Origin of the sequence: Melaminivora sp., assembly GCF_032059615.1 — a bacterium.
Lineage (GTDB): Bacteria > Pseudomonadota > Gammaproteobacteria > Burkholderiales > Burkholderiaceae_C > Melaminivora.
In genome coordinates this window covers 21,856-33,896 of the sequence record NZ_DAMCAM010000005.1, presented here as the reverse complement: position 1 = coordinate 33,896, position 12,041 = coordinate 21,856, and the positions used below count along the sequence as shown (strand labels likewise).

Here is a 12,041-nt window from a genome sequence, read left to right as displayed (position 1 = left end):
CCTACAATCGCGGCCCATGAATCTGTCTGCCCTCACCGCCCTGTCGCCGCTGGACGGCCGCTACGTCTCCCGGCTGTCCGCCCTGCGCCCCATCATGAGCGAGCACGGCTACATGCACCGGCGCGTACAGGTCGAGGTGACTTGGTTCATCGCCCTGTCGGACGCGGGCTTCGCCGAGTTTCCGCCGCTGACTGCGCCCGCGCGCGCGCACCTGCGCGGCCTGGTCGAGCGTTTCTGCGAAGCCGACACCCAGGCCATCAAGGACATCGAGCGCACCACCAACCACGACGTCAAGGCGGTGGAATACTGGATCAAGGCGCAGTTCGCCGGCCACCCGGAACTGCAGCGCGCCGCCGAGTTCGTGCACTTTGCCTGCACCAGCGAGGACATCAACAACACCAGCCACGCCCTGCAGCTGCGCGCCGGCCGAGACGAGGTGCTGCTGCCGGCGCTGGCCACCATCGTCGAGCGGCTGCGTGCCATGGCCCGGCAGTTCGCCGACCAGCCCATGCTCAGCCGCACGCACGGCCAGACCGCCAGCCCCACGACGGTGGGCAAGGAGCTGGCCAACGTGGTCGCGCGCCTGGAGCGCGCGCGCGCGCAGATCGCCGCCGTGCCGCTACTGGCCAAGATGAATGGCGCGGTGGGCAACTACAACGCCCACCTGGCCGCCTGGCCCGAGTTCGACTGGGAGGCGTTCGCGCGCCGCGTGGTCGAGCGCACGGAGCCCGAGGGCCTGGGCCTCACGTTCCAGCCCTACTCCATTCAGATTGAGCCGCACGACTACATGGCCGAGCTGTTCGATGCCGTGGCGCGCGCCAATACCATCCTGATCGACCTCTCGCGCGACATCTGGGGCTACATCTCGCTGGGCTACTTCAAGCAGCGGCTCAAGGAGGGCGAGATCGGCTCGTCCACCATGCCGCACAAGGTCAACCCGATCGACTTCGAGAACGCCGAGGGCAACCTGGGCCTGGCCAACGCGCTCTTGCGCCATCTGGCGGAAAAGCTCCCCATCTCGCGCTGGCAGCGCGACCTGACGGACTCGACCGTGCTGCGCAACATCGGCGTGGCGCTGGGCTACGCGGCGCTGGCGTACTCGTCGCTCATGACGGGCCTGAACAAGCTCGAACTCAACGCGTCGCAGCTGGCCGCCGACCTGGACGCCAGCTGGGAAGTGCTGGCCGAACCCATCCAGACGGTGATGCGCCGCCATGGCGTTGCCGGCGCCTATGAAAAGCTCAAGGAGGTCACGCGCGGCCAGACCGTCACGCGCGAGGCGCTGCACGCGCTCATCGAAAGCCTGGACATCCCCGAGGACGACCGCCAGCGCCTGCTGGCCCTGACCCCGGCCAGCTACACCGGCCGCGCCGCCGAGCTGGCGCGCCGCGCCTGAGCCCGGGCCGCGCGCTGCCGCCCGGGCGGTCGGTTTCAAGTCTTTTTGCCTGCCCGCCCTTGCCTGGCAAGGACGGGCAGCTTCCATTTCAGGAGCACTGCCAGCATGGCGCTCAAATCCACCATCTTCAAGGCGCACCTGGCGATCGCCGACATCGACCACGGCTACTACGCAGACCACCAGCTCACCCTGGCGCGCCACCCCAGCGAGACCGACGAGCGCATGATGGTGCGCCTGGCGGCGCTGGCGCTGCAGGCCCACGAGCTGCAGGACACCTGCCAGGGCGATGGCCAGCTGGCTTTCGGCGCCGGCCTGTCCGACCCCGAGGACCCGGATATCTCGCTGACCGACTTCACCGGCCGCAAGCGCCTGTGGATCGAGGTCGGCCAGCCCGAGGACAAGCCGCTGGCCAAGGCCTGCTCGCGCGCCGACGCCGTGGTGGTCTATGCCTTCGCCCATGCCGCCGAGGTGTGGTGGAAGGGCATCGAGAACAAGCTCTCGCGGCTGGACCGGCTGCAGGTTTGGCGCCTTCCGGCCGGCGAGTCGCAGGCGCTGGTGCAGCTGGCCGAGCGCAGCATGCAGCTGCAGGCCACCGTGCAAGATGGTGCGCTCACCCTGAGCGGCGCGGCCGCCAGCGTCACGGTCGAGCCGCAACGCTGGAAGTGACGGCCCGCAGGGCAGGCAGCACTAGCGCGGCATCAGCGCGCCGCAGTTCCAGCACTGCTCGAAGCCGCCTTCCACCCGTTCGCCGCAGCCCGGGCAGAACCACTGGCGCTGCGGCAGGCGCTCCAGCTCCGTGAGCAGGACCCGTGCGCGCTCGGCGTGCTCGGGGTGGGTGAGCCAGATCTCGGGCAGGCATTCGCCCGGCGGCAGGTGGCCGGCCGCGGCGCCCAGGTGCTGGCGCTGCACGCTAGCGGGCAGGCCGGCCTCGCACAGCAGGTCGCGCCACAGAGTGGCGATGACGATGTTGGGGGCCTGGGTCAAGCGCAGCATGGTGTGCGCCAGCATAGCCGCAGCGCAGCCGGTGCCTGGGCGGCCGGTCAGCCTTCAGCGTGCGCGCTCGGCGTAGCGGCTCGTGAAGCGCAGCGCCGTGCCCGCGCGCGTGATGCGCTGCCACACGGCGCGCTTTTGCACCGGGGTCAGGCTCAGCCAGTGCTGCACCTCGGCGAAGCTGCGCCCGCAGCCCTTGCACCACTCGTCGCCCTGGCTGGTCGAGCAGATGGCGATGCAGGGCGTGTCGGGCGTGCTCTCGTACCAGGCCAGCCAGGCAGCCATGGCCGGGGCGGGCAGCGCGTCCCCGGCGACCTGCAGCGCGCCCGCGTGCGCCATGCGGCCATAGACCTCGGCCAGCGCCGCCACCTCGGGCGCCAGCGCCAGACCCGCGCCTGCGGCCGGCGCGCGCTCACGCCAGAAGTTGATGGCGGCCTCGATGTCGGTGACGTGGATGGTGGCGGTGTCGGCAGCGGGCATGGCAGGGCGGCCATCATAGGCCGGGCGCGGCGCGCAAACTGTGTTCCAATAGCGCCCTTCAAAGGGGAGTAGCTCCCCGCGGGCGGGCTCCCCTGGGCGCGCCGGCGGATGGTCAGGTCGTCAAGACGAAGCCTTCGGGCTTCCGGCCTGCCAGGTGCAGCCAGCCGTCACGGCAGCGGTTGCCACCGAGCAAGACCTTTGAGCGCCTGGGCGTGCGGACGCTTGCCGGGCGGCTCAAAGCGTCCTCCCACCTGTGCGCAGGCCCGTCGGACGCCGCTGCCGCCCTGAGCCCGAACCCCAGGCATACCGATGCACTTGGAGGACTTTGCTCATGGACCTGGACTTTCTCACCCACACCCCGTTCTGGATCGCGCTCGGCCAGATCATCCTCATCGACATCCTGCTCGGGGGCGACAACGCGGTCGTCATCGCCCTGGCCTGCCGCAAGCTGCCGCCGGCGCAGCGCACCAGGGGAATCGTCTGGGGCACCGCCGGCGCCATCGCCCTGCGCGTGGTGCTGATCTTCTTTGCCATGCAGCTGCTGAACCTGCCCGCGCTCAAGATGGTGGGCGCGCTCCTGCTGGTGTGGATCGGCGTCAAGCTGATCGCGCCCCAGGACGAGGACGGGCACGGCAACATCCAGGGCAGCGACAAGCTGCTGGCGGCCATCAAGACCATCATCGTCGCCGACCTGGTCATGAGCGTGGACAACGTGATCGCCATCGCCGGCGCCGCGCAGAGCTCGGGCGCGCACCAGACGCTGCTGGTGGTGCTGGGCCTGCTGATTTCCGTGCCCATCATCGTCTGGGGCTCGCAGCTGGTGATCCGCCTGATGGAGCGCTTCCCGGTGGTCATCACGGCCGGGGGCATGCTGCTGGGCTGGATCGCCGGCGGCATGCTGGCCACCGACCCGCTGTTCGTCGACCATGGTCAGTGGCTGTGGGCGCCGAAATGGGGCACTTCCGACGGCCAGGGCCACGCCGAGCTGCCGCGCCTGGTGTACTGGTCGGCACACGTGGCCGGTGCGCTGCTGGTGCTGGCGCTGGGCAAGTGGGTGGCCGCGCGCCGCGCGCCCCGGGCCCCCGCGCAGCACGGCTGAAGGCGCACGGCGCGCGCCCGCCCGGGGCGCGCCGGCGGTGCTATGCTGCCCGACCATGCAAATGCTTCTCCGATGGATGCTGAGCGCCATCGCGCTCCTGTGCGTGGCCTACATGTATGACGGCGTGCAGGTGCGCAGCTTCGGTGCGGCCATGGGCGCGGCCTTCGTCATCGGCCTGCTCAACGTGGTGCTGCGGCCCATCCTGGTGCTGCTCACGCTGCCGGTCACCATCGTCACGCTGGGCCTGTTCCTGTTCGTCATCAACGCGCTGATGTTCTGGTCCGCTTCGGGGCTGCTGGGCAGCAGCTTCCAGGTGAGCGGCTTTGGCGCGGCGCTGCTCGGATCGCTGATGTATTCGGTGCTGAGCCTGGTGATCGAGTCAGCGCTCGGCGGCCTGTTCTCGAAGAAGTGACTCCACCGCGCGCAGCCGCGTGTCGATGATGGACGCCTCGATGTGGTCGGCAGCGGCGCCGCTCTTGCGCGCCAGATCCTGCCCGGCCTTGAAGCGGTCCACCGCCGCGGCGTAGTCGTAGCGCGCCACCTGCGCCTCGGCTTCGGCGCGCACGGCGCGCAGCGTTTGCCCTTGCTGCTGCCAGACCTGGGCCAGCAGCTGCCAGGCGGCCGCATCGCGCGGGTGCGTGGTCACCCAGGTCTGCAGCGGCCCGGCCATGGGCGCCGCGACGCCAGTGGCCAGCAGGGCCTGGGTGCGCAGCAGCAGCTCGGGCCGGCGGGCAGGCGTTGCCGCACTGCCGCCATCAGCCCCTGCACTGCCCAGGCCATCCGCACCGTCCAGCCAGGCCAGGGCGGCCGCCGGGGCGCCCGCGGCAAGCTCCAGCTCCGCCCCCAGCAGCCGCGTCTGGCGTAGGGCTGCCGCGTCGCCCGCCACCACCGGCTGCAGGCCACGCAGTGCCGCGCGCGCGGCCTGCCAGTCGCCCAGCTGCAGGGCGCTGGCGGCGCCCGCGTACCACGCCGCCGCGCGCTCGCGCACGGGCTGCGCGGCGAAGCCCGCATCCCGCGGCAGCGCCAGCCACTGGCGCCAGGCGTCGGGCCCGGGGCGCATCAGCACGCGCGCGCGCGCGGTCAGCAGGGCGTGCTCCAGCGACGCGGGCGCCGGCGGCTGCGCGTCATGCGCGGCGCGGCCCTGCATGTCGGCCACGCGCTGCGTGGTCAGCGGGTGGCTGCGCAGGTAGGGCCAGCTGCCGTTGTCGTTGAGCCGGTTGGCCTGCTGCAGCTTTTCGAACATGCTGATGAAGCCCTGGGGCGCGAAGCCGGCCGGCTGCATCAGGCCATAGCCGATGCGGTCGGCCTCGCGCTCCATGTCGCGCGAGAAGTTGAGCTGGTTCTGCACCGCCAGCGCCTGCCCGCCCACCATGAGGGCCTGCGCCGCCTCGGGGCTTTTGCTGGCCGCCAGCGCCCCCAGGATGAGCGAGCCGATCATCAGCGGCGTCTGGCGCCCCTGCTGCGCGATCAGCCGCGAGATATGGCGCTGCGTGACGTGGCTGAGTTCGTGCGCCAGCACCGAGGCCAGCTCGTCGGGCGTGGCGACCGCGCCGACCAGGCCCAGGTGCAGGCCGAAGTAGCCGCCGGGCAGGGCAAAGGCGTTGACCGTGCGGTCGCGCCCGAGCAGCACCTCCCAGGCAAAGCGCTCGTCGATCTCGGGCGACAGCTCGCCGCGCTGGCGCGCCGCCGCCACCAGCGGCGCGAAGATGCCCATCACGTACTCCTGCAGCACGGCGTCGTCGAGGTAGTCCGGGTCGCGGTAGAGCTCGCGGATGATGCGGTCGCCCAGCTTGCGCTCTGCCGCGGCCGTCAGCTCCAGGCCGTCGCCCAGGGTGGGCAGGCGCGTCTGTGCATGCGCCTGGCCCTGTCCCGGCGGGAGGGCGGTCAGACCGAGGCATGCTATCAAAAAAGAAGCTGAAATTCCGCGCCAGATATGGATGAAACGCGGTTTTTGTCGATATTTTTGAGGCACCATGCTCCCTTGCCCGCAATCCGGGCCGGCCGGCGACGCGGCCGCAAAAAACATCGCCGTATGATGCCCGGCGCGCGGGAATGTTTCCCGCAGTCCCCGCTCCTGCCGCCATGACCCTGCCACCCGCCGATCCGTCCCCTGCGGCTGCCGCCGCTTCCCCGCTAACCCATTTCGATGCCCAGGGCCAGGCCCACATGGTGGACGTGGGCGCCAAACCCGCCACGCACCGCACGGCCATCGCGCGCGGCCGCATCACCATGCAGCCGGCCACGCTGGCGCTGGTCCGCTCGGGCACGGCGAAAAAGGGCGACGTGCTGGGCGTGGCCCGCATTGCCGGCATCATGGCCGCCAAGCGGACCAGCGACCTGATCCCGCTGTGCCACCCGCTGGCGCTGACCCGCGTGGCGCTGGAGTTCGCGCTGCAGCCGTCGGAGGCGCAGGGCGCGGTTGAGTGCACCGCCACGGTCGAGACGCTGGGCCAGACGGGCGTGGAGATGGAAGCCCTCACCGCCGTGCAGGTGGCCCTGCTGACGGTCTATGACATGTGCAAGGCGGCCGACAAGCGCATGGCCATCACGGACGTGCGCGTGCTGGAAAAGCACGGGGGCAAGTCGGGCAGCTGGGTCGGCTGAGCCGCCCGGGGCAGGCCGGGGCGGCGGGCTCGCCCGCGCCGGCTCAAAAGTCCAGCGGTTCGCTGCCGTCGTCTGGCCCGCTGCCCTGGTGCGGGCGCTGCTGCGGCCCGCCAGAGGCGCCCGGCGCCATGGCGCCGCACCTGCGCTGGACGTGGTAGCTGGTCAGCACCCGGGCCACCACGATGTCCAGCGCCGGACGGGTCGTGCCCTCGCGGTCCGTCCAGACCTTGGGCGTAATGCTGCCCGCCACCGACACCGCGTCGCCGACATCGAGCGCCAGCAGCGCCGCCATGGCCTGCGGCTCGAAGGCGATGCAGTTCACGAACAGGCTTTCGCCGTCCCCGGCCACCGCACGCAGCCGGGCGGTGGCGAAGGCGCCGCCCTTGGCGCTGGTGCGCTCTTCGGGGCGGGCGTGCAGTTTGCCCGCGATGAGGGCGTCCATCATGGTGCTGTTGTCCTTGGAGAAATGGCCTGCCCGGAGGGACTCGAACCCCCGACCTATTGCTTAGAAGGCAATTGCTCTATCCGGTTGAGCTACGGGCAGGTGCAGGACTGTGGGAGTCAGGCCGCCGCGCGGGCTGCTCGGGAAGAAGCAGGCCCCTGGGCGCGGGGAGCCGCATCATACTGCGTTGCGTGGGTGGGAGAAGGAGACAGGAAAAAGGCCAGCGGGGCTGGCCTCGAAAATGCATAAAAAATTTAAGAAAAATATTTGAATTAACTATGCATTGATATTATCAGTCGTTGGCAGGAGGGGGGGTGCCTCCGCCACCTCCGCTACCAGAAGAAGCACCATTCCGGCACTCTGCAGGGACATATTTGTTATCTGTAGCGTCGGTTGCTTCACACTTCCATGTGATAGGGCCGTTGTCGACTAATACAGGAGCCAAAGACAATTCAACGCTCTTGGCACTTGTTTTCATTTTTACGGTAATTTTTCCTGTGGATTTTTCGCAAGTAAGCGAGTCCACATTTCCGCCAACAACAGTATTGACGCCTGCGCATTTATCATCTGTTTCCGGATTGTTTGAAATATTTTCCGCCACCGTCGTTTTCGCTCCGTTGGCCAGAGACAAGCCCTCCGTTACCCGTGCCCGCACGGTGTAATCTTGGTAAGCCGGCAAGGCCACCGCCGCCAGAATGCCGACGATCGCCACGACGATCATCAGCTCGATCAGGGTGAAGCCCTTTTGCATGGTGTGTTTCATGAATTCCTCCGTTGGACGCTTGTGAAACCGTGCTGAAGCAGAAAGCCTCCAGCCCGCAACCAACCTTGCAGGCTTCGCGCCAGAAACCTCTGGCAACAAACCCCCCGGCTGACGACCATTGTCGGGCCTGTCGCAGGGCCGGGAGGGCAGGCAATTGCCATTGGTGCTGTAGTCCTGGCAAAGCGGTTGCACGCCTGCGCCCGCTGCGGTCAGGGCGCGTCGTCCTGCAGGAACAGCATCTCCACCCCGGCAAGAGTGATGCGATCGCCGTGCCGCAGGGGCGCCGGCTCGGCCCCGACAGGCTGGTCGTTCAGCAGCAGGCCTGCGCTGCCGGCGATGCAGGTCAGCAGGAAGCCTTCCGCCTGCCGGTGAATCGAGGCCACGGCCACACCGGGCCGGCCCATGGTGGTCACCGGCTTGGACAGCGCCACCTCGCGCCCGGCAGCAGCGCCGGAGAGCACGCGCAGGCGCGCGGCCGGCAGCGGCGTCGGCCCGTCCATCGCTACTGGCGCGGCGCACTCTTCGCGACTCACCAGGCGCAACTGGTGCCGCCCCACCGTTACCTGGTCGCCCGGCTGCAGGGCGCATTGGTGGACGCGCTGGCCATTGACATAGGTGCCGTTGGTGCTGCCCAGATCCTCAATGCTGACAGCGCCCTCCGGCCTGCGCAGCAGCAGGGCGTGCTCGCCGCTGACGGCTAGGTGGTCGATCACCACGTCGTTGTGCGGGCGCCGGCCGATGCTCAGGCGCTCGCCGGCCCAGGGCCGGACTTGGTCGGGCACACCTTCCGCCATGACCCGCAGGCAAAGCTTGGCAGGCCAGGCGTCCTGGCTTTCGTTCTCTTTCGTCATGGAAGGCAGAGAGGGCAAGGCGGTGAGAAAAAATCCGAAGCAAGAAAAAAGCCAGACGGCGGGCCGGCTGGCTTGTTGGCGGTTCCCTGCTGCCGCCGCGCCAGGGCGGGGCAGCCGCGGGGCCGCAGAGCTTCAGAGCAGGCCCTTGAGCAGGCGGCCCATCTCCGACGGGTTGCGGGTGATGGTGAAGCCGCATTCTTCCATGATGGCCAGCTTGGCGTCCGCCGTGTCGGCGCCGCCCGAGATCAGCGCGCCGGCGTGGCCCATGCGCTTGCCGGGAGGGGCGGTGACGCCGGCGATGAAGCCGACGATGGGCTTTTTCATGTGGTCCTTGCACCAGCGGGCCGCTTCGGCCTCGTCGGGGCCGCCGATCTCGCCGATCATGATCACGGCGTCGGTGTCGGGGTCGTCGTTGAAGGCCTTCATCACGTCGATGTGCTTCAGGCCGTTGATCGGGTCGCCGCCGATGCCCACGGCGCTCGACTGGCCGATGCCCAGCTCGGTCAGCTGTGCCACGGCTTCATAGGTCAGCGTGCCGGAGCGCGAAACGACGCCCACGCGGCCCTTCTTGTGGATGTGGCCGGGCATGATGCCGATCTTGATCTCGTCGGGCGTGATGAGGCCGGGGCAGTTGGGGCCCAGCAGCAGCGTCTTCTTGCCGCCGGCGGCTTCCTTGGCCAGCATCTTGTTGCGCACTTCCAGCATGTCGCGCACGGGGATGCCTTCGGTGATGCAGATGGCCAGGTCCAGGTCGGCCTCGACGGCCTCCAGGATGGCGGCGGCGGCGCCGGCTGGCGGCACGTAGATCACGCTGACGGTGGCGCCGGTTTCCTTGGCGGCCTCACGCACGCTGGCGTAAATCGGCACGTCGAAGATCTTCTCGCCGGCCTTCTTCGGGTTCACGCCGGCGACAAAGCAGTTCTTGCCGTTGGCGTACTCGATGCACTTTTCGGTGTGGAACTGGCCCGTCTTGCCCGTGATGCCCTGGGTAATGACGCGCGTGTCCTTGTTGATGTAGATCGACATGGGTGGTTTTCTCCGGGTCTTGGGCTTAACGGACGGCTTCGACGATCTTCGTGGCCGCCTCGGCCATGGTGTCGGCGCTGATGATGGGCAGGCCGGATTCGGCCAGCATCTTCTTGCCCAGCTCCTCGTTCGTGCCCTTCATGCGCACGACCAGCGGCACCTGCAGGTTCACGGCCTTGCAGGCGGTGATCACGCCGGTGGCGATGGTGTCGCACTTCATGATGCCGCCGAAGATGTTGACCAGAATGCCCTTGACCTTGGGGTTCTTGAGCATGATCTTGAAGGCTTCGGTCACCTTCTCGGGGGTGGCGCCGCCGCCCACGTCCAGGAAGTTGGCCGGCTCGCCGCCGAACAGCTTGATGGTGTCCATGGTCGCCATGGCCAGGCCCGCGCCGTTCACCAGGCAGCCGATGTTGCCGTCCAGGCTGATGTAGGCCAGGTCAAACTTGGAGGCTTCGACTTCCGCCGGGTCTTCCTCGTCGAGGTCGCGCAGGGCGACGATGTCGGGGTGGCGGAACAGGGCGTTGCTGTCGAAGTTGAACTTGGCGTCCAGGGCGATGATGTTGCCCTTGCTGTCGCGGTTCAGGGGGTTGATCTCGACGAGGGAAGCATCCGTCTCCATGTAGCACTTGTAGAGCTTCTGGCAGACGTCGATGAACTGGGCCTTGGAGTCGTCGGGCATGCCGACGCCCTTTGCCAGCTCTTCACCTTGTTCTTGCGTCAGGCCCTTCAGGGGGTCGACGAACACGGTGATGATCTTCTCGGGCGTGGAGTGGGCCACTTCCTCGATGTCCATGCCGCCTTCGCTGGAGGCGATGAAGGCCACCTTCTGCGTGCCGCGGTCGGTCACGACGGACAGGTAGTACTCCTTCTGGATGTCGGCGCCGTCCTCGATGTACAGGCGACGCACCTTCTGGCCTTCGGGGCCGGTCTGGTGCGTGACCAGCTGCATGCCCAGGATGTCGCTGGCGCGGGCCTTCACGTCGTCAATGGTCTTGGCGACCTTCACGCCGCCGCCCTTGCCGCGGCCGCCCGCGTGGATCTGGGCCTTCACGACCCACACGGGGCCGCCGAGCTTTTGTGCGGCTTCCACGGCTTCTTGCACCGTGAAAGCAGGAATGCCCCGGGGAACGGGCACGCCGAAGCTGCGCAAGATTTCCTTGCCTTGGTATTCGTGAATCTTCATGAGTGAGGTCTCTCTCAGGAAAAGGGTGGGTGTGTGTAGAACCCGTGCGCGACACGCGGCATGAGAAGACAACAACCGAAGGCAGTCGGACCGCAGGCTCGGGACAGGCAGCCGGCAACTGTATCATGCTGCGGCGCACCATTGTGGTGGGCCCCACTTACCTCAAGATGACAGCGCGCCACCCCGCCGGCGCGGCAAAGGAGCAGTCCATGGCCACCCAGGTTTTCAAGGTCTTCATCGATGGCGAGGCAGGCACTACCGGCCTGCAGATCCGCGAGCGTCTGCAGGACATGCCGCAGATCGAGCTGGTGAGCATCGCGCCCGAGCTGCGCAAGGACCCGGCCGCCAAGCGCGCGCTGATCGCCGAGGTGGACATGGTCATCCTGTGCCTGCACGACGACGCGGCGCGCGAGAGCGCGGCCATGGTCGACGCGGTGTCCGCCGAGGTGGGGCGCACCATCCGCATCATCGATGCCTCGACTGCCCACCGCACGGCGCCCGGCTGGGTGTTCGGCTTTGCCGAGCTGTGCCCCGGGCATGCCCAGGCGGTGCGCGAGGCCGCGCGCGTGTCCAACCCCGGCTGCTATGCCACCGGCGCCATCGCGCTCGTGCGCCCGCTGGTCGATGCCGGCCTGATCCCGCCCGACCACGCGCTGGCGCTGCCCTCGGTGAGCGGCTACTCCGGCGGCGGGCGCGCCATGATCGAAGCCTACGAGGCGGGCAGCGCCGCGCCGTTCGAGCTGTATGCGCTCGGCCTGTCGCACAAGCACCTGCCCGAGATCATGAAGTACACCGGCATGACGCGCCGGCCGATCTTCATCCCCTCGGTGGGCAACTTCCGCCAGGGCATGCTGGTGCAGCTGCCCCTGCACCTGGATCTGCTGCCGGGCCAGCCGCGCGCGGCCGACCTGCACGATGCCCTGGCCGCGCACTACGCCGCCACCAACACGCCCGAGCAATGGGTGCGCGTGCTGCCCCCCACCGAGGACGGCAAGCTCGAGCCCACCGCGCTCAACGACACCAACCAGCTGGAGCTGCGCGTATTCCCCAACGAGGACCATCGCCACGCGCTGCTGGTGGCGCGCCTGGACAACCTGGGCAAGGGCGCCAGCGGCGCGGCGGTGCAAAATCTGGGGCTGATGCTGGGGTTGTGAAAATTGAAAAACTATAGCTAACTACCAAGGTGTGGAGCGGGCTTGAGCCT

The 12,041-nt window shown here is 68.5% G+C and carries 14 protein-coding genes and 1 tRNA gene; 6 read left to right on the top strand and 9 right to left on the bottom strand.

Annotated elements, in window-relative coordinates:
* Positions 1 to 16 precede the first annotated feature (16 nt).
* Entirely contained in the window at positions 17 to 1,396 is a 1,380-nt protein-coding gene (gene purB / locus RT051_RS02070) for an adenylosuccinate lyase (RefSeq protein WP_313070675.1), read from the top strand.
* Positions 1,397 to 1,501: 105 nt separating this feature from the next.
* Positions 1,502 to 2,062 (top strand): YaeQ family protein, encoded by a 561-nt coding sequence (locus RT051_RS02065; RefSeq protein WP_313070673.1) that lies wholly within the window; start codon positions 1,502 to 1,504, stop codon positions 2,060 to 2,062.
* A 21-nt stretch (positions 2,063 to 2,083) separates the two neighbouring features.
* Here the strand turns inward: RT051_RS02065 and RT051_RS02060 are convergent, their stop codons facing one another.
* Together RT051_RS02060 and RT051_RS02055 are read right to left on the bottom strand one after the other, a co-directional pair.
* Positions 2,084 to 2,389: a putative signal transducing protein gene (locus RT051_RS02060; RefSeq protein ID WP_313070670.1), complete on the bottom strand. Its 306-nt coding sequence runs from the start codon at positions 2,387 to 2,389 to the stop codon at positions 2,084 to 2,086.
* A gap of 54 nt (positions 2,390 to 2,443) precedes the next feature.
* A complete protein-coding gene (locus RT051_RS02055; protein WP_313070667.1) occupies positions 2,444 to 2,866 on the bottom strand; it encodes a DUF3717 domain-containing protein in 423 nt (140 codons plus the stop codon).
* A gap of 331 nt (positions 2,867 to 3,197) precedes the next feature.
* Between RT051_RS02055 and RT051_RS02050 the strand changes: the two genes are divergently transcribed.
* Both RT051_RS02050 and RT051_RS02045 read left to right on the top strand, forming a co-directional pair.
* Entirely contained in the window at positions 3,198 to 3,965 is a 768-nt protein-coding gene (locus RT051_RS02050) for a TerC family protein (RefSeq protein ID WP_313070664.1), read from the top strand.
* Positions 3,966 to 4,020: 55 nt separating this feature from the next.
* Complete coding sequence (locus tag RT051_RS02045; protein WP_313070659.1) at positions 4,021 to 4,377, top strand: phage holin family protein; 357 nt, start codon at positions 4,021 to 4,023, stop codon at positions 4,375 to 4,377.
* On the opposite strand, the gene RT051_RS02040 is transcribed toward RT051_RS02045, so the two are convergent.
* Entirely contained in the window at positions 4,345 to 5,940 is a 1,596-nt protein-coding gene (locus RT051_RS02040; RefSeq protein WP_313070654.1) for a M48 family metalloprotease, read from the bottom strand. The genes RT051_RS02045 and RT051_RS02040 overlap by 33 nt on opposite strands.
* A gap of 107 nt (positions 5,941 to 6,047) precedes the next feature.
* Between RT051_RS02040 and moaC the strand changes: the two genes are divergently transcribed.
* Positions 6,048 to 6,569, top strand: a complete 522-nt coding sequence (gene moaC, locus RT051_RS02035; protein WP_313070650.1) for a cyclic pyranopterin monophosphate synthase MoaC — start codon at positions 6,048 to 6,050, stop codon at positions 6,567 to 6,569.
* Positions 6,570 to 6,612: 43 nt separating this feature from the next.
* Here the strand turns inward: moaC and RT051_RS02030 are convergent, their stop codons facing one another.
* From RT051_RS02030 to sucC, 6 genes are all read right to left on the bottom strand, one after another.
* Positions 6,613 to 7,014: a single-stranded DNA-binding protein gene (locus RT051_RS02030; protein ID WP_313070646.1), complete on the bottom strand. Its 402-nt coding sequence runs from the start codon at positions 7,012 to 7,014 to the stop codon at positions 6,613 to 6,615.
* A 22-nt stretch (positions 7,015 to 7,036) separates the two neighbouring features.
* A tRNA-Arg gene (locus RT051_RS02025) sits at positions 7,037 to 7,113 on the bottom strand.
* Between the two features lie 190 nt (positions 7,114 to 7,303).
* Positions 7,304 to 7,774: a pilin gene (locus tag RT051_RS02020; protein ID WP_313070643.1), complete on the bottom strand. Its 471-nt coding sequence runs from the start codon at positions 7,772 to 7,774 to the stop codon at positions 7,304 to 7,306.
* 209 nt (positions 7,775 to 7,983) lie between these two features.
* Positions 7,984 to 8,625 carry an FHA domain-containing protein gene (locus RT051_RS02015; RefSeq protein WP_313070640.1) on the bottom strand — a complete coding sequence of 214 codons (642 nt, stop codon included), beginning with the start codon at positions 8,623 to 8,625 and terminating at the stop codon, positions 7,984 to 7,986.
* A gap of 132 nt (positions 8,626 to 8,757) precedes the next feature.
* On the bottom strand, positions 8,758 to 9,651 hold the full coding sequence (gene sucD, locus RT051_RS02010; RefSeq protein WP_313070636.1) for a succinate--CoA ligase subunit alpha: 894 nt from the start codon (positions 9,649 to 9,651) through the stop codon (positions 8,758 to 8,760).
* A gap of 25 nt (positions 9,652 to 9,676) precedes the next feature.
* On the bottom strand, positions 9,677 to 10,837 hold the full coding sequence (sucC, locus tag RT051_RS02005; protein WP_312302394.1) for an ADP-forming succinate--CoA ligase subunit beta: 1,161 nt from the start codon (positions 10,835 to 10,837) through the stop codon (positions 9,677 to 9,679).
* 209 nt (positions 10,838 to 11,046) lie between these two features.
* On the opposite strand from sucC, the gene argC reads away from it, so the two are divergent.
* Entirely contained in the window at positions 11,047 to 11,991 is a 945-nt protein-coding gene (gene argC / locus RT051_RS02000) for an N-acetyl-gamma-glutamyl-phosphate reductase (protein WP_313070631.1), read from the top strand.
* Positions 11,992 to 12,041: the final 50 nt, after the last annotated feature.